Annotated in this window: 19 protein-coding genes; 3 read left to right on the top strand and 16 right to left on the bottom strand. The window is 48.6% G+C overall.

The genetic code is table 11. The features are described 5' to 3' along the window. Positions 1-37: 37 nt before the first annotated feature. Positions 38-484 (top strand): cell division protein ZapD, encoded by a 447-nt coding sequence (gene zapD / locus HKN88_04655; GenBank protein ID NNC97343.1) that lies wholly within the window; start codon positions 38-40, stop codon positions 482-484. Between the two features lie 5 nt (positions 485-489). Further along, positions 490-690 carry a DNA gyrase inhibitor YacG gene (locus tag HKN88_04650; protein NNC97342.1) on the top strand — a complete coding sequence of 67 codons (201 nt, stop codon included), beginning with the start codon at positions 490-492 and terminating at the stop codon, positions 688-690. On the opposite strand, the gene mutT is transcribed toward HKN88_04650, so the two are convergent. The 3 genes from mutT to HKN88_04635 all read right to left on the bottom strand — a co-directional run bounded on the left by mutT (position 687) and on the right by HKN88_04635 (position 5,099). Continuing rightward, positions 687-1,103, bottom strand: a complete 417-nt coding sequence (gene mutT, locus HKN88_04645; GenBank protein ID NNC97341.1) for an 8-oxo-dGTP diphosphatase MutT — start codon at positions 1,101-1,103, stop codon at positions 687-689. The two genes, HKN88_04650 and mutT, sit on opposite strands and share 4 nt — an antisense overlap. 33 nt (positions 1,104-1,136) lie before the next feature. Continuing rightward, entirely contained in the window at positions 1,137-4,010 is a 2,874-nt protein-coding gene (gene secA, locus HKN88_04640; GenBank protein ID NNC97340.1) for a preprotein translocase subunit SecA, read from the bottom strand. A gap of 156 nt (positions 4,011-4,166) precedes the next feature. Continuing rightward, positions 4,167-5,099: a peptidoglycan DD-metalloendopeptidase family protein gene (locus tag HKN88_04635; GenBank protein ID NNC97339.1), complete on the bottom strand. Its 933-nt coding sequence runs from the start codon at positions 5,097-5,099 to the stop codon at positions 4,167-4,169. A gap of 187 nt (positions 5,100-5,286) precedes the next feature. On the opposite strand from HKN88_04635, the gene HKN88_04630 reads away from it, so the two are divergent. Continuing rightward, a complete protein-coding gene (locus tag HKN88_04630) occupies positions 5,287-5,616 on the top strand; it encodes a DUF721 domain-containing protein (protein NNC97338.1) in 330 nt (109 codons plus the stop codon). A gap of 45 nt (positions 5,617-5,661) precedes the next feature. Here the strand turns inward: HKN88_04630 and HKN88_04625 are convergent, their stop codons facing one another. From HKN88_04625 to HKN88_04565, 13 genes are all read right to left on the bottom strand, one after another. Continuing rightward, positions 5,662-6,573 (bottom strand): UDP-3-O-acyl-N-acetylglucosamine deacetylase, encoded by a 912-nt coding sequence (locus tag HKN88_04625; protein NNC97337.1) that lies wholly within the window; start codon positions 6,571-6,573, stop codon positions 5,662-5,664. A gap of 206 nt (positions 6,574-6,779) precedes the next feature. Next, positions 6,780-7,931 carry a cell division protein FtsZ gene (ftsZ, locus tag HKN88_04620; GenBank protein ID NNC97336.1) on the bottom strand — a complete coding sequence of 384 codons (1,152 nt, stop codon included), beginning with the start codon at positions 7,929-7,931 and terminating at the stop codon, positions 6,780-6,782. 122 nt (positions 7,932-8,053) lie between these two features. Then, positions 8,054-9,289: a cell division protein FtsA gene (gene ftsA / locus HKN88_04615; GenBank protein NNC97335.1), complete on the bottom strand. Its 1,236-nt coding sequence runs from the start codon at positions 9,287-9,289 to the stop codon at positions 8,054-8,056. Next, the gene (locus HKN88_04610; protein NNC97334.1) at positions 9,282-10,202 is read right to left on the bottom strand and encodes an FtsQ-type POTRA domain-containing protein; all 921 of its coding nucleotides are present in this window, start codon (positions 10,200-10,202) and stop codon (positions 9,282-9,284) included. Before HKN88_04610 ends, ftsA begins: the two co-directional genes overlap by 8 nt. Further along, complete coding sequence (locus HKN88_04605; GenBank protein ID NNC97333.1) at positions 10,202-11,152, bottom strand: D-alanine--D-alanine ligase; 951 nt, start codon at positions 11,150-11,152, stop codon at positions 10,202-10,204. The genes HKN88_04610 and HKN88_04605 overlap by 1 nt, the downstream gene beginning before the upstream one ends. A gap of 11 nt (positions 11,153-11,163) precedes the next feature. Continuing rightward, complete coding sequence (gene murC / locus HKN88_04600; GenBank protein ID NNC97332.1) at positions 11,164-12,585, bottom strand: UDP-N-acetylmuramate--L-alanine ligase; 1,422 nt, start codon at positions 12,583-12,585, stop codon at positions 11,164-11,166. Continuing rightward, positions 12,582-13,679, bottom strand: a complete 1,098-nt coding sequence (gene murG, locus HKN88_04595) for an undecaprenyldiphospho-muramoylpentapeptide beta-N-acetylglucosaminyltransferase (GenBank protein ID NNC97331.1) — start codon at positions 13,677-13,679, stop codon at positions 12,582-12,584. The genes murC and murG overlap by 4 nt, the downstream gene beginning before the upstream one ends. A 26-nt stretch (positions 13,680-13,705) precedes the next feature. Beyond that, positions 13,706-14,953 (bottom strand): putative lipid II flippase FtsW, encoded by a 1,248-nt coding sequence (ftsW, locus tag HKN88_04590; GenBank protein ID NNC97330.1) that lies wholly within the window; start codon positions 14,951-14,953, stop codon positions 13,706-13,708. After that, positions 14,950-16,299 carry a UDP-N-acetylmuramoyl-L-alanine--D-glutamate ligase gene (gene murD, locus HKN88_04585; GenBank protein NNC97329.1) on the bottom strand — a complete coding sequence of 450 codons (1,350 nt, stop codon included), beginning with the start codon at positions 16,297-16,299 and terminating at the stop codon, positions 14,950-14,952. The genes ftsW and murD overlap by 4 nt, the downstream gene beginning before the upstream one ends. Positions 16,300-16,331: 32 nt before the next feature. Continuing rightward, the gene (locus tag HKN88_04580; protein ID NNC97328.1) at positions 16,332-17,417 is read right to left on the bottom strand and encodes a phospho-N-acetylmuramoyl-pentapeptide-transferase; all 1,086 of its coding nucleotides are present in this window, start codon (positions 17,415-17,417) and stop codon (positions 16,332-16,334) included. Continuing rightward, entirely contained in the window at positions 17,417-18,838 is a 1,422-nt protein-coding gene (locus tag HKN88_04575; GenBank protein NNC97327.1) for a UDP-N-acetylmuramoyl-tripeptide--D-alanyl-D-alanine ligase, read from the bottom strand. The genes HKN88_04580 and HKN88_04575 overlap by 1 nt, the downstream gene beginning before the upstream one ends. Further along, a complete protein-coding gene (locus HKN88_04570) occupies positions 18,835-20,334 on the bottom strand; it encodes a UDP-N-acetylmuramoyl-L-alanyl-D-glutamate--2,6-diaminopimelate ligase (GenBank protein NNC97326.1) in 1,500 nt (499 codons plus the stop codon). Before HKN88_04570 ends, HKN88_04575 begins: the two co-directional genes overlap by 4 nt. After that, a complete protein-coding gene (locus HKN88_04565) occupies positions 20,331-22,079 on the bottom strand; it encodes a penicillin-binding protein 2 (protein ID NNC97325.1) in 1,749 nt (582 codons plus the stop codon). The genes HKN88_04570 and HKN88_04565 overlap by 4 nt, the downstream gene beginning before the upstream one ends. Between the last annotated feature and the right edge of the window lie 29 nt (positions 22,080-22,108).

The raw sequence follows: 22,108 nt of genomic DNA, 5'->3' as shown, positions 1-22,108 counted from the left end.
TATTGCCCAAACTCGACTACAGCTTGAGGCTCTTGGAATGAGTCTTGGCAGTGAACTTCGCGAGCACGAATTTCTGAACAGCATCAAACACCGTTCGGCTATTCCCGGTGGTGCGTGTAATTTTGATTTACCGGCATTTGCCCACTGGTTACGCCAGCCATTTGAACACCGAGTCAGTGACCTGGAGAGTTGGTATAGCAACATCACGCCCTTGCATAAAGCCATTCAGCGTGTGTTATGGCTTACGCGTGAAAGCTCACAATACGATGATGTGGTCGCAAGCAGAGGCGTGTTTCAACAACAACTTGGTCGCAAAAGTAATGTGAGCCTGATTCGCGTGGGGTTACCCGAACACACGGACCTCTATCCCGAGATCAGTGGCAGCCAGCATCGTTTTACCATTCGGTTTTATCAACCACAAGATATTAGCGAACGCTCTAAACAAACTGACCAGGACATTAGCTTTCGCCTGGTGTGCTGCTAAAAATTATGACCGCTACTGTTCATTGTCCAAGTTGTAACAAAGAGGTGAAATGGAACAGTGAGTCTGAATTTCGGCCTTTTTGTTCTGAACGCTGTCGCTTGCACGATCTCGGCGCCTGGTTCATGGAAGAGCATACAATTTCAGACACGAGTAAGGAAGGCTTCAGTACGCCAGCTGAGCACCCGGCAAAACCCGAACCTAATTAAGTATAATTTTCGGATTCCAATTCTATGAGCTTTTCCAGAATGGGCCGATCAGCCTGAAGTAAGCCCTCAAACACCATTAGCTCATTCAGGGTTTTCCAAGCCATCTCCTGTTGCTCTAGTGCTTGAGGTATATTCAAGTACTCAGACACCACGAAAACATGCAAGCAAACGGTTTTTTTGGGGTATTCGTGGCTTAGGCAGATTAGCTCTTGCGCCGCTTTTACTCGAATACCGAGCTCTTCTTCGCACTCACGGTATAAGGCTTGTTCAGGCGTCTCATGCGGGTCAAATTTGCCGCCTGGAAACTCCCACATACCCGGATGTTCTTTATCGATTTGACGTTTATTGACCAGAATTCTGCCAGCCGCATCACGAATGACAGCAACGGCCACATCGATTGCAGTTTCAGACATTATGCAGCCTTACAAAGCGTCAAATACAATTCTCTAGTTTAGCTTGCCATGGCAATGTTTGTATTTTTTGCCGGAGCCACACGGGCACGGGGTATTGCGACCTACTTTTTTCCCTTCACGCACAAATGGTTGTACTGGCTCCGCAGCGTTAGCTGACTCTGCGTCGGCGTCACCCTGGTTAAAGCTGGAACTCTCGGCGTGCTTGAATTGCATATTGCGTTTGGCTTGTTGCGCTTGACGTCTGCGTTCCATTTCTTCAACTTCCTGTTCGTCACGTACGCGTACGCGTGCAAGAATACTAACGGTATCGCGTTTCACGTTGTCCAACATGGTATTGAACATGGTAAAAGCTTCTTTTTTGTATTCCTGCTTGGGATTCTTTTGTGCATAACTGCGCAGACCAATGCTTTGACGCAAGTGATCCATGGCGGCCAGATGTTCTTTCCAGTGCATATCTAACTGCTGAAGCATGACGGCTTTTTCAAAGTGTCTGAGCGTTGGGCTGCCAATCTGTTGTTCTTTATCCGCATAGGCAGATTCAATTTCTTGAATAACGCGCTCGCGAATACCATCGGCGTTGAGTTTGCTATCGGCTTCCATCCAGGCCTGGATATCGAATTGTGAACCAAATTCACTGGAAAGGGTTTGACTCAAACCGGAAACATCCCAGAGTTGTTCTACCGATTGTGGCGGAATGTAATCTTCTACGAGTTGGGTCAAACTGTCATCGCGGATTGATTCGATAATATCCGACACATCGTCTTCATCCATGAGGTCATTACGCAATTCATAAACCAGTTTGCGTTGTTCGTTGGCAACATCATCGTATTCAAGCAAATTCTTCCGCATATCAAAGTTATGCGCTTCCACTTTGCGTTGTGCACCCTCGATCTGGCGACTGAGCATTTTGCTTTCAATCGCCTGGTCTTCCGGCAACATACGCATAATGGCATCCATACGCTTTACGTCACCGAATATTCGCATCAGGTTATCTTGCAAGGAAATATAAAAACGGCTGGAGCCCGGATCACCTTGACGACCCGCACGACCTCGCAACTGGTTATCGATTCGACGCGATTCATGTCGTTCTGTTCCCAGGATATGCAAGCCACCTAATTCGACAATTGAACTTATGCCTTTTTGCATATGCTCCGACGATAATGTTTCGATCTTGTTTTCTTTTAGCAGATCATTAATTAGTTTGAGCTTGGCGTCAGTTGATTTTGACTGATGTTTTTCAATCGTGGCCTGATCAAAATATTCTGCGAACATTTGCTCAATGATCAAAGGCGCCGGGTCTTGAGTATTTTCATTCAGCGAATTTGGGGCATAGCCGTGCTTAACCCAATAACGCACCAGGTCAGCGTACTCAAAAGTGCCCAGGGCGATATCTGTACCCCGGCCAGCCATGTTGGTTGCAATGGTCACTGCGCCCAATTGTCCGGCATTCGCCACAATCTCGGCTTCGCGTTCGTGCTGTTTTGCGTTCAACACATTGTGTGGCACGCCTTCTTTTTTCAATAAAGCCGACAATAATTCTGATGTCTCGATAGATGCTGTACCCACCAACACCGGACGACCTCGCATGTTGATCTCTCGCAACTCGTTTACGATAGCCCGGAATTTTTCATCACTGGTGCGATAAACCAGATCCGGACGATCATCACGAACCATTGGTTTATGCGTAGGTATCACCACCACTTCCAGTCCATAAATTGACTGAAATTCGTAGGCTTCTGTATCCGCTGTACCCGTCATGCCAGACAGGGTCTGATACATGCGGAAATAATTCTGGAACGTGATCGAGGCTAATGTCTGGTTTTCACTTTGAATGCTTTGTCCTTCTTTGGCTTCAATAGCCTGATGCAAACCATCCGACCAGCGTCGACCCGGCATGGTACGACCGGTGAATTCATCCACGATCACTACTTCACCATCCTGAATGATGTAATCCACGTCACGGATGTAGAGCGCATGGGCGCGCATGGCAGCATTGAGGTGATGCATCAAAATAATATTTGAAGCGTCATACAAAGACTGACCTTCTGGTAACAAACCCGCTTTGTGCATTAATCCTTCGACCTTACTGAAACCGTCTTCCGATAAATGTACTTGTTTGGACTTTTCATCCGGACGGTAATCGCCCGGGCCATCTTCTTCAGTCTGGGGCTCGAGGTTTGGAATAAGTTTATTGATCTTCAAATACAGGTCGGTGCTGTCTTCCGCCGGTCCGGATATGATCAAAGGTGTACGTGCTTCATCAATAAGGATAGAATCCACTTCATCCACAATGGCAAAGTTCAAACCTCGCTGTAGTCGGTCAGAAGCACTAAAGGCCAAATTATTGCGCAAATAATCAAAACCAAATTCATTATTGGTTCCGTAGGTAATATCGGCATTGTAAGCAGCCTGTTTTAATTCTTTTGCTTGCCCGCTAAAAATTGTTGCCACTTCAAGATTCAAGAAATTATAAATTGGCGCCATCCACTCGGCATCACGCTTGGCCAGATAATCATTCACGGTAACAATATGTACGCCATCGCCACTGAGTGCATTCAAGTAGGCCGGCAAAGTTGACATCAGGGTTTTACCTTCACCGGTGCGCATTTCAGCGATCTTGCCCTGATGAATAACAATTCCACCCACTAATTGCACGTCATAATGACGCAAGTTCAGGGTGCGACGACTGGCCTCTCTGACCACGGCAAAGGCTTCCGGGAGAATGGAGTCCAGTGACTCCCCATTGGCAATGCGATCCTGAAATTCAGTGGTTTTGGCACTTAGCGCTGCATCGTCCAGCACTTCCATTTTGCTTTCAAGACCATTGATGATCTGGATGGTTTTACGGAATTTTCGCAGTAATCGGTCGTTACGACTTCCGAAAACTTTTGTCAGGATATTTGCCACGTTTTTCCCTCTTTGCGACTGGCGCAAAATTGTCTTGTTTTTACGTCCGGTTACAGGACCTAAATTTGTTCGTGTAATTAAAAAAATCGGCAACCATGGCTGCCGATAAAATTGAATATGGGGTGCGAATTGCGAATTTCAAACCAGCGTTAGGACCTATCTGGATTTTTTAATAAACGGAACCGGGTTGACCGATTGACCATTCTTTAAGACTTCAAAATGTAAGTTTGGACCTGTTGCACGACCGGTCTGGCCCATGAGTGCGATCACATCACCCTTTTGAACTTGATCACCAACCCCGACCAGATTCACTTTGTTGTGCGCATATCGGGTGGCATAACCATTGCCATGATTAATTTCGATCATCTCGCCATACCCCGAGCGAGGCCCGGTCCAGGTAACTACTCCTGCCGCTACAGAAACTACATCGGCACCATCATAACCGGCAAAATCAACCCCGGTGTGATTGGCTTTTTTACCGGTGAAAGGATCAATGCGTTTGCCGTAATGCGAAGAGATCCAGCCTTTGGGCGCTGGTTTACCTTGTACCTCGGTATCCTGACTAAGCTGATGCACTTCAAGAAATGTATCCAGAATTTTTAATTGTTGTTCACGATCTTCCAAATAATTATCAAACAGATCCAGTTCTGAACCGAGTTCGGTCAGACTGACTGAGTGAGGTGCGCTTTCCGGCCCACCTTGTGGAGGAACCTCTGTGAAATCAAATTCGCTTTTTTCCAGTCCGGCCATTTCAGTCAAACGACCACCCATGGCATCCAGACGTATCAGTCGAGCTTGTAACTGTCCCAAACGGATCGCAACAGCATTAACTTTTTCCTGAATGTTATTGTTAAGACGTTCATTCTGTTCTTCAATACTCAGGGATTGTGCATTCAGGGATTCTTGAAGAGCTAACAGACGCGCGTGTTCATCCGGATCTACACCTGATGTTCCAATCTGAAATCCGGCAAAAAATAACAGGCTGAAGGCTGCGATCAGGATCGCAACACCCATGGCTATAAAACGTGGCGACATCAGATCGATCTGACGTGCCTGAGTTTGACTTTTTGTTAAAACAATTATGTTCATTTGGCTCAATCAATTTATAATTACAAATGGCAAACGCTTGATTTCCATTCAGGCTGCGCCTAAAAATGCGGTAAACCGGGAGGTGCCGGTTTTCGCTCCAAGTTTTGACACGCTCTGCGATGCCCAGTAGAGTGGCTGTTATATCGCTTTATGAGTCTTGTAACTTATTGTATTTTATAGAAAATCCATGAAAAACAAAGATCCACGCTCGCTTCAGGATATTCTGGCTGATCAGACAGGTGACTTATTTTCGCGCCTGACCCAACAGCAAACCCAGAATGATACCTTATTAAGCCGAATCAGGGCAGTACTTCCATCACATTTTGCCAAACGCTTACTGGCGGCAACCTATCGAAATCATATATTGGTTCTGGTTGCCGAGTCTCCTGCCTGGGCCAATCGGCTACGCTTTGAAACCGAGAATATTCGTGACTTTTGGGAAACCGCCTACAGTGATCCCGAAGATCGCTATCGCTTGGAGAAAATAGTAGTGCGGACTGCGGCCGACGTAATCTGAATCAGCTTAGAAAGTATTTGAGAAATTTTTAGAAACAGGTTTGTTCTAGGCTAATGCCAAGGCACGCACGTAAGAAATCGGAGAAGACTGCTGAGTATCAAAGGTAACCTCTTCCCAGGAAGAACGATCTTGCAATACTGCACGTACTAATTTGTTGTTTAAACCATGACCGGTTTTATAGCCACTGAAAGCGCCGATCAAACTGTAGCCGAGTAGATACAGGTCACCAATCGCATCCAGGATCTTGTGACGAACGAATTCATCTTCATAGCGCAAGCCGTCTTCATTGAGTACACGAAAATCATCCAGCACAATCGCATTGTCCAAAGACCCGCCCAAGGTTAATTGACGTGAACGCAGCATTTCAATGTCACGCATAAAACCGAAGGTGCGGGCACGACTGACCTCTTTCAAATAAGAAGTTGAAGAGAAATCGATACTCGCAAACTGGGTATGTGATTTGAAGACCGGGTGATCAAAATCGATGGTCATACTGACTTTATAGCCCTCGTATGGATCGAACTGTGCCCACTTGTCTTCTTCTTCGACACGCACGGTTTTTTTAATGCGGGCGAATTTTTTCAAGGCATTCTGCTCAACCAGGCCAGCCGATTGCAACAAGAATACAAAAGGTGCCGCACTGCCATCCATGATCGGGACTTCCGCAGCACTCAAGTCAACATAGGCATTATCCAAACCCACACCAGCCATGGCTGAGAGCAAATGCTCAACGGTAGCCACGCGCACATCATTTTGGATCAGGGAAGTACCCAGCATGGTGTCGCCGACCAGACTAGCGTCGGCATTCACACATTGGGGTTCAGGAAGATCAACACGCTGAAAAACAATACCCGTATTCACCGGTGCGGGGCGTAAAGTCATGAAAACCTTTTCGCCTGAATGCAAACCTACACCGGTTGCCCGGATCGAGTTTTTTAAGGTACGTTGTCGTAGCATTTTTATTCCAAAAGTCTAGGCTTTGACTGCCGGTACAAGCATGACATAAAGCTTATATAACAGCGCATTGTAACCTGATTATTACCAATTGGTAAGTCACGGATACGACGGCACTATTGCATAAACCCAGTCATTTACTCATTTATTACCCTTACACCTGCATCAATTCCTGTTTACCCCATACATCAATCAGAAGAGTTAGCGCATTAATCCGCCTGTTTGCGTAGAAATGCAGGAATATCCAGAAGATCCTCACTGGACAGAGCCGGCATTACATCGCCGCCAACTGCACGTTGTTGACGTCTGGCCACCATGGGCTTGTCAAGCTCTTCAAAGTCCGGACGCTCAGGTAACTTGATCTCGCGCACCAGACTGCGTACATCCGGTTTTTCCAGCGCCGCGGCACTGTCATTCAAACCTGTAGCCACTACCGTAACCCGCAAGTGTCCTGACATCTCGGCATCGATTACCGTACCGATCACGACCGTAGCATCGTCGGATGCAAATTCCTTAACCGTTGAACCCACTTCATCCAACTCCATAATATTCAGGTCGGCACCGGCTGTAACATTGACCAGAATACCGCGCGCACCGGAAATATTGATGTCTTCCAGCAAGGGTGAAGAAACCGCTTCACTGGCCGCGATATGGGCGCGATTGTCGCCTTGTGCGGTACCGGTACCCATCATGGCCATACCCATTTCTGACATGACGGTGCGTACGTCGGCAAAATCCACATTGATCAAACCAGGACGCGTGATGAGTTCCGCAATACCTTGCACCGCGCCCTGTAAGACTTTATTGGCTTCTTTAAAGGCATCCAGCAAACTGAGGTTGCTATGTACACTCAAGAGTTTCTGGTTCGGAATAGTGATCAGTGAGTCGACATACCCACTCAATTCCTCAATGCCTTTTTCAGCGATACGCTGACGTTTGTCACCTTCGAATCCGAAGGGCTTGGTCACCACCGCTACCGTCAGAATATTCATTTCACGTGCAACCTGGGCAACCACAGGCGCCGCGCCTGTGCCCGTGCCACCACCCATGCCGGCGGTAATGAACAACATATCGCTGCCTTCGATCACTTCTTTGATGCGATCACGATCTTCCATCGCCGCTTGACGACCGATATCGGGATTTGCACCTGCGCCCAGCCCTTTGGTAATACCACAACCAATTTGCAAGGCGGTTTTAACTTTGGAATTACCCAAAGCCTGAGCATCGGTATTGGCACAAATAAAGTCTACACCGTCAATTCCGGCTGACATCATGTGGGTTACCGCATTACCGCCGCCACCACCGACGCCGATCACTTTGATGACCGCACTTTGGCGGCTGGAATCCATCAATTCAAACATAGTATTTCTCCTCTGATTTCAAATTAAATGACCTTTCAGTCACTGCATGTTTAAAAACACGTGCACAGGTTTGCAGTCGCACACGAATTTTCAAATTCAATAAATACACTGGTTCTAAATTCCTAAAAACTTTTCCTGAACCAGGCCAACATCCGTTCCAACACATCTTTAAGGCCGGACCCCATAGGCTTGTGTTCCGGCTCATTTAGATAATGCTGACGTCCGTATAACAACAAGCCAACGCCCGTGGCGTGGATCGGGTTACGTACCACGTCGGCCAAGCCGACCACATGCGTTGGTTCGCCCAGACGCACCGAAGTGTGGAAGATCTCTTCCGCCAACTCGATCACGCCTTCCATTTTTGAGGTTCCGCCAGTCAAAACTATCCCGGCCGGAATCAATTGTTCGAATCCGCTACGTTGCAATTCATTACGCACCAGGGTGAACAATTCTTCGTAACGCGGACCAACTACCGAGGTCAGGGTGCTGCGTGCCAGGCGTCTGGCGGGTTTGTCGCCAACGCTTGGCACTTCGATACTTTCATCCGCGCCAACCAGTTGTGATAAAGCACAGGCGTATTTGATCTTGATCTCTTCAGCGTTTTTGGTCGGGGTACGCATCACTATGGCGATGTCGTTGGTGACCTGGTCTCCGGCGATCGGTATCACTGCGGTGTGTTGAATCGCGCCACCACAAAAAACCGCAATATCGGTGGTGCCCCCGCCTATATCGACCAAACAGACCCCGAGTTCTTTTTCATCTTCGGTGAGTACGGAATAACTGGAGGCTAATTGCTCAAGTACCACATTCTCCACTTCCAATCCGCAGCGTTGTACACACTTGATAATGTTTTGCGCGGCACTCTCGGCACAAGTGACCATATGAACTTTGGCTTCAAGGCGTACACCCGACATGCCAATCGGTTCGCGGATGCCTTCTTGTTTATCAATAATGAATTGCTGTGGCAGTACGTGCAGAATGCGTTGATTGTCAGGAATGTCCATAGCGCGAGCGGCCTCGATAACCCGATGCACATCGTCTTCATCGACTTCGCCATCTACAATCTTGACTACCCCGGTTGAACTCATACTATTGATATGACTCCCGGCAATACCGGCAAACACCGAAGTGATCTGGCAGTTGGACATCATTTCCGCTTCGTTGACTGCACGCTGAATCGATGAGACCGTAGCTTCGATGTTCACCACCACGCCTTTTTTAAGACCGTTGGAAGCGCTGGTACCAAGCCCGATGACCTCAACCTGACCTTCATCATTAAGTTCACCGACCAAGGCGACAATTTTTGATGTGCCAATATCCAGCCCAACGATCAGGTTTTTATCGGTAAGTTTAGACATCGTACTGATCTCCTCCACTGCGCATTATTTTGGTATGCGTGTTTTTTTGGGTTATTTTTTGTGAACTGTTTCCAGACTGAATCTCGCTGTAATTTTCGCCATCAGTAGCTGGCGAAGTGTCATTTTCCGAATTCCATTTGACTGCAAAACCATTGCTGTAACGCATGTCGACCACCGCCATGCTGCGTGATTGTTGCGATAACAAAGGCAATACCTGGCGTGCAAAACGCTGGAAGCGTTGAATGATTGCATCACGTCCTATCTTGACCTCTAGTCCATTGGATAATCTGAATTGCCATGCGCCGCGGGCGTCCATTCCGAACGTTTTAATACGCAAGCCATATTTTTGAACATAGCCACGCAGTTCAAGATATTGTTGTGCTACTTGCCATTCGGTGCCTTGTGGTCCATCCAGGCGTGGTAGTTCTGGTGGCAAAAATTGTGCGTTTTGCACAATTAATTCGCCCCGCGTATTGAGTAACCCGCTATCACCCCAACGTGCAGCTGCGACATGCTCGGTTAATTGTATAAACAGTTTGCCCGGGAAGCGTCTTTGTACCTCGACGCGATCCACCCAGCCAACTGATTCTATTTGTGACTTGAGTACTGTCAGATCCACACTTAAGAACTTCATGTTCTGGTAATCCGCCAACACTTTTTCAATCTCCAGACTGTTCACCCTCACCAAATCGGCTTGCAACTCGATCGACTGTAATGGTCGATTTATCAAGTAATACGCCGACGCCAGCAAAGCACTGAACACCACCACAACACTCAGAGCGCTGAAGCCCATTTTGATGCGGGGCCACATAAATGCCAGCGAATTAATTTGACTTGTGGTTTTTTTCTTGCCTGCGTTTGTGCGACGTTTAACAGTTTTGCTATCCAGACGTTTTGCCATGCGCTTAGCCATTAGCATTGCTCCTGAATAAAAGCCGTTTCAAGTATTTGCCAGACCAGATCGGCAAATGAAATACCTACAGCTTTGGCCGCCATTGGCACCAGACTGTGGGAGGTCATTCCGGGCACGGTATTAACTTCAAGCAACCAGGCGTTCTGTTTTTGATCCAACATCAAGTCAACCCGACCCCAACCATAGGCGTCGACTGCCTTGAATGCAGCGAGTGACATTGCCGCAATGTTCTGTGCGAGCTCTTCAGGTAAAGCGGCGGGACAGTGGTAACGGGTATTATCGGAAAAGTATTTTGCTTCGTAATCGTAAAAGGTGCGCGGGGTTTCAATATGAATGATCGGCAATGTCCGGTCGTGTAATATCGATACGGTTAATTCCTTTCCGTCAATGAATTGCTCGGCAATCACATTGGCATCCAGTTGCAATGCGGCTTCAATCGCACGCGGCAATTCATCTGCCTGCATGACAATACTCATGCCAATACTTGAACCCTCATTGGAAGGTTTGATCACCATGGGCAGCCCAACCGCATCAATCAATGTCTGGCTATCGGTTGCAGCATTGACCACAGCCCAGCGCGGTGTTGGCAATCCACACGCCTTGAAGACCTGCTTGCAACGTAACTTATCCAGACTCAAGGCCGATCCCAGAACCCCTGAACCGGTATAGGGAATATTCAAATGTTCCAAAGCACCTTGCAAAGTGCCGTCTTCGCCACCGCGTCCGTGCAAGGCAATAAAAACACGATCAAATTGTTGTTCAGCCAAGATTTGAAGATCTTGATGTTGCAGGTCGATCAAGTGTGCATCGACCAATTGTTTTTCCAGTCCTGCGTGTACCGCTTTGCCACTCATGAGCGACACATCGCGTTCGGCGGACATGCCGCCATACAGAACTGCGACTTTTCCAAAGTCTTTGGTCGAAGTTATCTTACGGGTCAGGCGTTGCATGGCTTGTCCTTTCATGCGCCCTCTCCGTCTTTATTCAATGCGGTCAATTGCGCAACGATGGTTTGTGCCACACGGCCAATGCTGCCGGCACCCATGATCAACACCACGTCATTGTCTTCGGCAACCGCGTACAGGGTTGGCGCGATCTCGTCCAGATCACTTAATAATACTGGCTCGACTTGTCCGCGTTCACGTATAGCCCGTGCTAAAGCATGGCTGTTTGCAGAGCTAATTTCTTTTTCACCCGCAGGATAGACCTCGGTGAGTAATAACTTATCGACTCCGGATAAAACCTGCACAAAGTCATCCATTAATTCATGGGTTCTGGTGTAACGGTGCGGCTGAAAAATCGCAACCAGACGGCGATCTGGCCACACTTGTTTGGCAGCTTGTAAGGTCGCTTGTAACTCAACAGGGTGATGCGCATAGTCGTCGACCAGCGTCACTTCACCTTGTTTAACAGAGGCACGTCCCAATTGCTCAAAGCGCCGCCCAATGCCATCGAAGGCATAAAGGGCTTTTAAAATGGATTCCTCTTCCAAACCCAATTCCTGGGCAATGGCGATTGAGGCCAGAGCATTTTGTACATTGTGCAAGCCCGGCATATTCAATTGAATGTCCAGTTGTGGATAGCCTTCACGCACCACACTAAAGTTGGTTTGAAAATTATTTTGCTTAAGATCAATGGCGCGCACATCCGCCGTCTCATGCATGCCGTAAGTCAGTATGCGACGATGCACATCTGGCATGATCTCGCGTACCCCGGCATCGTCCACACACATAATGGCTGTGCCGTAGAATGGCAAATTAGACAAAAATTCAATAAACGAATGATGCAGTCTTTGCACATCGCCCTCGTAGGTCCCAAGGTGATCAACATCCACATTAGTCACGACCGCCAGGATGGGCTGCAAATGTAAGAATGAGGCATCGCTTTCGTCGGCTTCAGCTACCAGATAGCGTCCGGCTCCCAGCTTGGCATTACTTTGTGTGGAATTTAACAAGCCACCGATCACAAAGGTGGGATCTTCCCCTGCTTCGGCCAACACACTGGCGGTTAAGGATGTTGTGGTGGTTTTCCCGTGGGTGCCAGCAATGGCTATTCCGAATTTAAAACGCATTAACTCCGCGAGCATTTCAGCGCGTCGCACAACAGGAATGCGTCGCTCGTGTGCCGTGGCAACTTCCGGGTTGTTGTCGGGAATGGCTGTTGAAATCACCACCACATCGGCGCTCTCAATGTTTTCCGGGGCGTGTCCGATGAATACACTTGCACCCATATTTTCCAAACGAGCCGCCATGGCGTTCTGTTTAATATCCGAACCGCTCACGGTATAGCCTAGGTTTAGTAACACTTCAGCAATACCACCCATGCCGGCTCCACCGATGCCAACAAAATGGATATGCTCTATGCGATGCATGGGACGGTTCATGCGGCCTCCCTGGCGTAGTGCAAGCACTGTTGGGTAATTACATCGGCTGCGTTCAATTGAGCAAAGGCTTTGGCGCGTTGACTCATGTTTTGCAAACGTTGCGGTTGCTGAATCATTGCATACAAGGAATTCGCCAAGCTTTCCGGGCTGAGGTCTTTTTGCACCAGCACTATAGCGGCATCTTGTTTTGCCAGGGCCTCGGCATTTTTTCTTTGATGGTCATCCACAGCGTGCGGGAATGGAACAAATATAGACGGCACACCGGCGGCGGCCACTTCGGATACGGTTAATGCACCGGCGCGACAAATGATCACATCAGCCCAGGCGTACGCCGCTGCCATATCATCAATGAATTTAATGATATCCGCGTTTACTTTTTCTTGCGCATAGGCTGTGCGTGCATGTTGGTAAGTGCGTTCGCCGGTTTGATGGCGGATCTCAATGTTCTCGGCGGTTAATTTTTGCTGGGCAAATAACATTGCCAGGGCTTTGGGTACAGTTTCATTCAAAACCAGGGCACCCAGACTACCGCCAACCACTAACAAGTGCAGTGGGCGATTATTCAGATCGGTTATTTTTTCCTGTGCGTGTAATTGCACGATCTCGGAACGAATCGGATTGCCTACCGTTTCAGTTTTTTGTTTGTTATCAAAACTATGCGGGAATGCTTCGTACACATGCCGAGCCAAGCGTGCCAGGTAGCGGTTAGTCATTCCAGCTACGGCATTTTGCTCATGAATGATCAATGGCTTTCTTAAAAGCCACGCCGCCACGCCGCCTGGCCCCGTGACAAACCCGCCCATGCCAAGGACTGCGGCCGGTTTTAACTCACGCAGAATACCAATAGCCTGAACTATCGCCTTTAGCAAGCGCAAGGGTAGTAATAATTTGGTCATCAGACCTTTGCCACGTAATGCCTGAATGTTGATAAAACGCATCGGTACATTGTGTTGCGGTACAAGTTTGGCCTCCATGCTGTTATCAGTCCCAATCCAATAGACCGGACAACCACTTGCCATGAGTTGTTTGGCCACTGCCATTGCAGGAAAAATGTGTCCGCCGGTACCACCCGCCATGATCACGATCGCTTGCATGGGATGTGCGCGCTCGGTATTCAGAGTCATATGCCTGCCCCTTTTTTACGCCGATTGCTGCGATTACCCGATGTGTTTTTGGCGTAACCATGACTGGCACGAATATTTTCTTTATGCACGCGTAACAACAGTGCGATGCCAATGCATACACAGATCAGATTGCTTCCGCCATAACTGATCAATGGTAAAGTCAAACCTTTGGTTGGAAGTGCGCCCAGATTTACCCCAATATTGATCACCGCTTGCAGGCCCAGCCACAGACCCACACCACTGGCCAAATACGCTTGGTAAGGCCGTTGCAAGCGCATGGCACCCCGCGCAATCGCAAAAGCTCTTAACAATAACATTACAAACAATGCGATCAATACAACAACCCCGACCAGTCCAAATTCCTCAGCAAAGATTGCAAACACAAAATCGGTATGTGCCTCGGGCAGGTAGAAAAGCTTTTGCATGCTATTACCCAAACCCACACCAAACCATTCACCGCGCCCTACCGCGATCAGTGATTGCACCAATTGATAGCCACTGTCTTGTGAGTGCTGCCATGGATCTAGGAAAGACAAAATACGCTGCACGCGATATTCGCTTGAGATCGCAACCAGCGTCAAGGCAACGACTGAAGTGATAACAAAAAACAAAAAATGCAATATGCGTACGCCGCCTAAAAACAGCATACCCATGGTGATGCCCATAAGTACGGCGGTGGCTCCAAAGTCGGGTTCCAGCATGAGCAAAACACACACTAAAACCACCACGAACAAGGGGCGCATAAAGGCCATGAAACTTTGTTGCACGTCTTGTTGCTGATTAACCAGGTAACCGGCCAAGAAGATGATCACCCCCAGTTTCGCCAATTCAGAGGCTTGCAATCCAAACAAGCCGAAATCGATCCAGCGACGTGAGCCATTCACTTCTTTTCCGATGCCGGGTATCAGAACCAGTATCAACAGCACAAATACCGCCAATAACGACAACCAGCGTGTGTGCCGCCAGAATTTAGTTGGGATCTGATAAGTGATGAAACCCGCAAACAATCCCAGTCCGGCAAAAATTAAATGACGATTCAGATAATGCGCTGGATTGTGCATTAGCTTTTCAGCACTTGCGATCGAGGCTGAATACACCATTACCACCCCGACCAACAGCAAGATCAAACTGACACTTAAGAGTCGTTGATCCAGGAACCCGATTACCGGCTGGTTTTCTTCAATTCTTTGTCTGCTGGCGCGAGCGGCTGCATGCAAAGCGGTTTTTTGAGTCAGAGTTGTCATGCGGCCAACTCCTGAACACTTTGACGGAAGCGCTCGCCGCGTTCAATGTAATTGCTAAACATATCCAGACTGGCACAGGCTGGTGATAACAACACAATATCCTGAGCTTCCGCCATGTCTGCAGCAATCCCTACCGCTTGCTCAATGCTGTCTACGTGTACACAAGGTGCCAATTTACGCAAAATTGCTTCAAGCTTATGTGCATCCTGACCCAGCAAAATGGCCATTTTTAATTTGCCCTTCAATGCGTCGGATAAAGGTGACAGGTCTGCAGATTTGGCATCACCGCCGGCGATCAATATGATGTTATCGAGATCGCCGCTGACTGCGGCAATGGTTGCACCGGCATTGGTTGCTTTTGAGTCATTGATGTAGCGCACCTCATCTATGATTGCCACGAGTTCTGTGCGATGCGGCAAGCCCTTGAATCCGAGCAAGGCTTTGACGGCTTTCGCTGGCTCAACACCAAATGCAAAGGCACAGGCAAGCACTGCCAATGCATTAGACACATTGTGCTCACCGATCAAAGGCAATTCTTTACAGTCCAATAAAGCTTCGCACCGAAAAGCCAGATAATTTTTGCCGTGTTTTTTAATAACACTGAAGTCCACTTCAGTTGCCGCATCGGAATCAGTCTGATCCCGGCCAAAGGAAATTTTTTGTTCGACGCTTACTGGCATATCAAACGCTTGCGCATCACGATTGATCACAGCAATCTTTGCATTCCGGTAAATGCGTTGTTTGGCAAGCTTGTATTCTTCCATCGACGCATAGCGATCGAGGTGATCGGCGCTGATATTCAATATCAAGGCCGCCAATGGTGCCAAAGAATAGGTCCGCTCCAACTGGAAACTCGACAACTCCAGCACACTGCAATCGTGTTCAGAATTCAAAACATTCAATGCAGGCACACCGATGTTTCCGGCCAGGGCACAGCGATATCCGCAGGCTTGCAAGACATGATGCAACCAGGAGACTACGGTGCTTTTACCATTCGTACCGGTAATGGCGATCACCGGAGCGCTTTCTTCACGCGCGTACAATTCAATATCACAAACTACAGGGGTGCCAGTCTGTATTGATTTTTGAATAAGCGGATGCGAATCCGCAATTCCCGGTGACGCGACCAACTCACTGAAATCGCGCTGCAGACAATCTGTGCTGGAGACAAATTCGATATTTGGAAAACGCGTTTGCAACTCTGCAAGTTTTTCAGCGGACAGATGGTCATCGCAGGCAGCAACCGCATCTACATTCGCAAAATATTCCAGACACGACACTCCGCTAGCACCGAGTCCAAGTACGACCGGGGCTAGTATTTCAGATTGTGTGGTATGTTTTTGCATTAGCGTTAAATTTGTTTCCGATTAGCGAATTATTAGCGAATTTTCAGACTGGCCAGACCGATCAAAACCAGAATTACCGTGATGATCCAAAAGCGCACGATCACCTTGGGTTCGGCCCAACCTTTTAATTCGTAGTGATGGTGAATGGGTGCCATGCGGAAAATTCTTTTCCCGCGCAATTTAAACGAGCCGACTTGCAAAATAACCGACACCGCCTCCATCACAAACACGCCGCCCATGATCATTAACACGACTTCCTGTTTAACCGCCACCGCAACCACACCCAGCGCTGCACCCAAAGCAAGAGCGCCTACATCGCCCATGAACACTTGTGCGGGATAGGTGTTGAACCACAAAAAGCCCAGTCCTGCGCCTCCGATGGTTGAGCAGAACACAAACAGTTCGCCCACACCTTCAATGTATGGAATTCCCAGGTACTCCGAAAAATTGATATTGCCCGCAACGTAGGCAAATAAACCCAGAGCGCCTCCCACCAGCACGGCCGGCATAATGGCCAGACCATCGAGGCCGTCAGTGAGATTGACTGCATTGGAGGTACCCACGATGACCAAATAAGTCAGCAAGATTGAACCAAAGCCCAGCGGAATGGCGACGTCCTTTAAATACGGAATGATCAGACTATTACCCAAAGGCGTGCCAACAGAAATGTCGAACAAATACCAGGCCGCGGCTAAAGCAATGACCGATTGCCACAAGATCTTGCCGCGCGCAGACAAGCCTTTGCTATTCCCAAACTTGATCTTTTGATAGTCGTCGTAAAAACCGATCAGTCCGTTGGCGAAGGTAACCAGCAAAACCAACCAGACGTATTGATTACGCAGATCTCCCCACAACAAGGTACTGATGGCGATGGTCACTACGATCAATGTACCGCCCATGGTTGGAGTGCCCGCTTTACTCAAATGCGATTGTGGGCCATCTTCGCGAATTACCTGTCCGATCTGTTTGGCGCTCAAGCGATTGATCATCCATGGCCCGATGGCAAGTGAAATTACCAAAGCAGTCAAAGCGCCCAGAATTGCGCGCATGGTCAAGTAACCAAACACATTGAATCCAGACACATACTGTTGCATGTATTCAGTTAAATAAAGCAGCATTATTGTGACTCCAGTAATTGTTTGTTCAGGATTCTGTACTGCCCTGTTGCTTCGATGAAGTGCTTGCTAACCTCACTGACAATATTCTCGAAATGCATACCGCGTGAAGCTTTCACCAAAACCGTTATCGGTTCTGCGGTTGCTGCCATGACCTGATTCAGGTGCATGCTGAGTTCTTCGGTACTGGTAAAGTTTTTTCCTTGTTCACCAAACGCAGCCACGGCGGCCATACTGTGTTCACCAACGGTATACAAACGCTCAACCCCGTGTTTTTTGGCATAAGCGCCGATCTCGGCATGAAACGCATCGGCTTTATCACCCATTTCAAACATGTCACCCATAACAAACCAGACCGGGTGCTCCAATGCGCAGGCGGTTTCGATGGCAGCGAACATGGATGCAGGGTTTGCGTTGTAACAATCATCAATTAGCCAACCACCAGTGCCCAGTTCGTGCAAATTAAATCGTCCTTTTACCGCATGCATTCGTAACAGACCGTTTTCCACATCGACCCGTTCGATACCCAGAACAGTTGCCGCAGCGGCTGCGGCAGCCGCATTCATGGCGTTGTGCTTGCCGAGCAAATTCATGACAATTTCCGTTTCCCAGGCCGGGGTGCGTAAATTGAAAACCTGTTTTAAGCTGCCTTCGATCACACGATGATGAAAATCGGAAACCCGCACATCGGTACCAGGCTCAAAACCAAAATTAATCTGTTCACTATGCTGTGCCAGCTTGCTCAAAAACAGGGAACCTTTGGATTCGGCATTGATAATTGCTGTGCCGGTTGCGGCCAAGGCCTGAAACAACTCACCTTTAGTGCGCACCACACCTTCCAGGTCTTTAAATCCCTCGAGGTGTGCTGCACTGGTGTTGGTGATAATCCCAATGTCGGGTTTTGCCATGGCCGCCAGTTCACCGATCTCGGCGCGATGATTGGCGCCCATTTCAATCACTGAAAACTGGTGATTTTCGCGCAGCTTCAACAAAGTAATTGGCACACCGATGTCATTATTAAAGTTCCCCTCGGTCACGTGCACCTGATGCGACTGCTTAAGGATCTCGGCCAGCATGGTTTTGGTGGTGGTTTTTCCATTACTGCCGGTGATGCCGATGACCGGAATACTGAATTGCTCACGCCAATGCGTGGCAAATACTTGCAAGGCCTTTAAAGTGTCTTCAACCAGAACCTGGTTGATCAAGGCGTCCGGATTCAGTTCCGAAACCAGCGCACCAGCCGCACCGGCTTCCTGCGCCTGGATCATGAAATCGTTGCCATTGAAATTTGGGCCCTTGAGCGCCACAAACAGATCGTTAAATCCGACCGTGCGGCTATCCGTAGAAACATTCTCGAACATGGCATTACTGCCATGCAAGGTGCCTCCGACCAGATGCGCCAAGGTATTGAGATCGGCCATCATGCGCTTAACTCCGGCCACACATCCAGGGCGCTTTGTGCGTGCAGCTCATCACTGAAATCGTGCTTTGTGCTACCGATGATCTGATAGGTCTCATGGCCTTTGCCGGCGATCAAGACAATGTCCTGAGCACTGGCCGCATGAATGCTTTGACGAATAGCTTTGGCACGATCTGGAATGATTCTGACCTCAATCTGTTCACGAATGCCGTTTTGGATATCCGCAATAATGTCTTCAGAGGCCTCGGTACGCGGGTTGTCATCAGTTAAATAAATTTGATCGGCAAGATTGGCAGCGATCATGCCCATCACCGGCCGCTTGCTTTTGTCGCGATCGCCACCACAGCCAAAGACCGCGGCTAGTTTGTCCTGACTCAAGGGCTTTAAGGTTTGCAAAGCTTTTTCCAACGCATCCGGTGTGTGGGCGTAATCAATAACCACCGTTGGCGTTTCAAGATTACCCATGCGTTGTAAACGGCCTTTTGGCGCTGATAATTGTTTAATTTGGGCAACGATTGCTTCCGGGTCAAAGTTCAAGGCAGTCATCACCGAGATCACCAGTAAAAGATTGGCCACATTGAACTCACCCAGTAAAGGCGACTGCACAAAATAATTTTTATTATTCAGACTGAGCGTAAATTCTGTTTTTCTGGCATCGCTTTGTATTGCCGAAGCCGATACCGTTGCAGACCCGGATGCTTGCAAGGAAAAATTTATAGTTTTCAATTTTGCCGGCATCAGACTTTGCAATTTACGAAACACTTTGTCGTCTGCATTCAATACGCCGGTAGCCAGACTCGGAAAATTGAACAATTGTGCTTTAGCCGCAAGATATGCATGCATGTCGGCGTGATAATCCAGATGGTCTTGCGACAAATTGGTAAAAGCCGCGACATCTATTTTTACCGCGGCCAGTCGGTGCTGGTGCAAAGCGTGGGATGAGGCCTCCATAACCACGTACTCAATTCCTCTATCACGAAATTCTGCCAGCAAGGCCTGTACACTGATCGCATCTGGCGTGGTTAAGCCGGATTCTTGTATTTCGTCTAAACGCCCGGCACCCAGTGTTCCGATCATGGCAGCATCTTTTTCAAGATTGGTGAGCAACTGGGTCAATAAGTACGCACACGTGGTTTTGCCGTTTGTGCCCGTAATAGCAATTACGCCAAGATCTTCACTGGGATGAGCATAAAAACGTGCGGCAATGTCTGAAACCTTTTGTCCCAAGCCCTCGACTGCGATCATTGGCACTGTGGACGTGAAATTCTCCGGATATTGCTCACTCGGCTCAAAAATAATTGCAGCAACTTGTTTGTCCAGAATACTGTCCAGAAAATCCAGACCATGGGCAGCACCTCCCTGCACAGCAATAAACACTTCATCGCGCTGCAAACGTCTGGAATCGAGTGCAAGCCCGCGAACCTTGATCGCCTGAATACCCGTATCCAACTCGTGCATGCCGTCGAGCAATTCTCCAAGTGTCGTCAGGTAAGCACTCATTGCGATTCCTCGTTGTGCAACAGCTCACTCAAGCGATTGGTAACTTGCAAGGCATGCGGGTCGGTGTATTCGGGAAATCCGTCCGGGTGAACATTCAACAAACGCAATGCACCGGCCAGCGTATTGGAAAACACCGGCGCTGCAACATCCCCGCCGTAATACTTTTCACCTCGCGGATCATCGATCATCACCACCACAGCCACTTGCGGATCGGTTGCCGGTGCCAAGCCAACAAATGAACCGCGATAACGCTCTTGACTGTAGGCGCCATTAATAAATTTCCAGGCCGTTCCGGTTTTACCCGCTACGCGATACCCTTCAATTCGCGCCTGCGGCGCGGTGCCACCCGGGTTCACCACCTGTTCCATCATGGCAATGGATTGACGCGCGGTGTCGGAAGAAATTATCCGTTCACCGAGATAAGAAAGATCACTGGATTCACGTTTTAAAAAACTGATCGGATAACGCACGCCGTTGTTACCAATAACCGCATAGGCTTGCGCCATTTGCAGTGGTGTTACCGACAAGCCGTAGCCATAAGCCATGCTGGCCTGCGAGTTTTCACGCCAGTTACTGTAGTGATTCAACAATCCGGCCGATTCACCGGGAAAACTGCTGTAGGTCAATTGCCCCAATCCAAAACCCGATAATATATTCCACATTTTTTTGGGCTCAAGCTGCAGGGCAACCCGGGCAATACCCACATTGCTCGAACGCGCTATCACTGTCGTCAGGTCGATCTCGCCCAGATTGTGTTTGTCTTTAATGGTGCGCGAACCGATCTTGAAAAAACCCGGATCCGTATTAACCTTGGAGTACTGGCTATAGCTGTTGGTTTCAATGGCCGCGGCTGCGATCAGAGGTTTAATGCTTGAACCCGGCTCGAACAGGTCGGTGACGGCACGATTGCGATAATGTGAGACCGGAGAATCACCGCGGTTATTCGGGTTGTAGGCAGGTTGATTTGCCATTGCCAAAACCTCGCCACTGTGCACATCCAGAACCACAATAGAGCCCGAGGAAGCAGAAAATTTTTGCACCGCGGTTTTTAATTCGCGATAGGCCAGGTACTGCAAACGCAGATCAATACTGGTGACCAGGGTTTCACCCGGACGCGGTTCTGCGATCAGGTCAAGATCGTCAATACTGCGACCCAAACGATCGCGCAATACTTGCTTCTTGCCCGGTTCACCCTGTAAGCGATGATCATAGGCCAGCTCCAAACCTTCCTGACCTTGATCATCAATATTGGTGAAACCGAGTAAATGCGAGGTGACCTCACCCGCCGGGTAATAGCGTTGATATTCGCGTTCCAGATACAAACCTGGAATATTCATGGCCTTGATCTGCTCTGCCAGGTCGGGACGCATGTGTCGACGTAAATACACAAACTCTTTGTGCGAGTTTTGACTGATACGACGCGAAACCCACGCTTCATCACGACTCAGGGCCTTGGCCAGGGCCGGATAATTCACTTCGGCTTGTAAAATGGTTTTGGGATTCACCCAGACCGAATCCACCGGGGTGCTGACCGCGATCAATTCGCCATTGCGGTCGGTGATCTGGCCCCGATGGGCACTGATCTTGACAGTACGCACATGTCTGGCATCGGCTTGATCGGTAAAGAATTCATGTTCAAGCACTTGTAACTGAAATGCACGTCCGGCCAATCCCGCGGATAACACAAAAAAGCACGCAAAGATAAACGCGCCGCGCCATTTAAAGGCGGCAATCCGTTTTTGCATTTCGCTGCGTTTGCTGGTTGTTTTTTTCA

Source organism: Gammaproteobacteria bacterium, assembly GCA_013001575.1.
GTDB lineage: Bacteria > Pseudomonadota > Gammaproteobacteria > Steroidobacterales > JABDMI01 > JABDMI01.
Note: the sequence above shows the minus strand (reverse complement) of the source record. Positions and strands in the feature narration are given on the sequence as shown.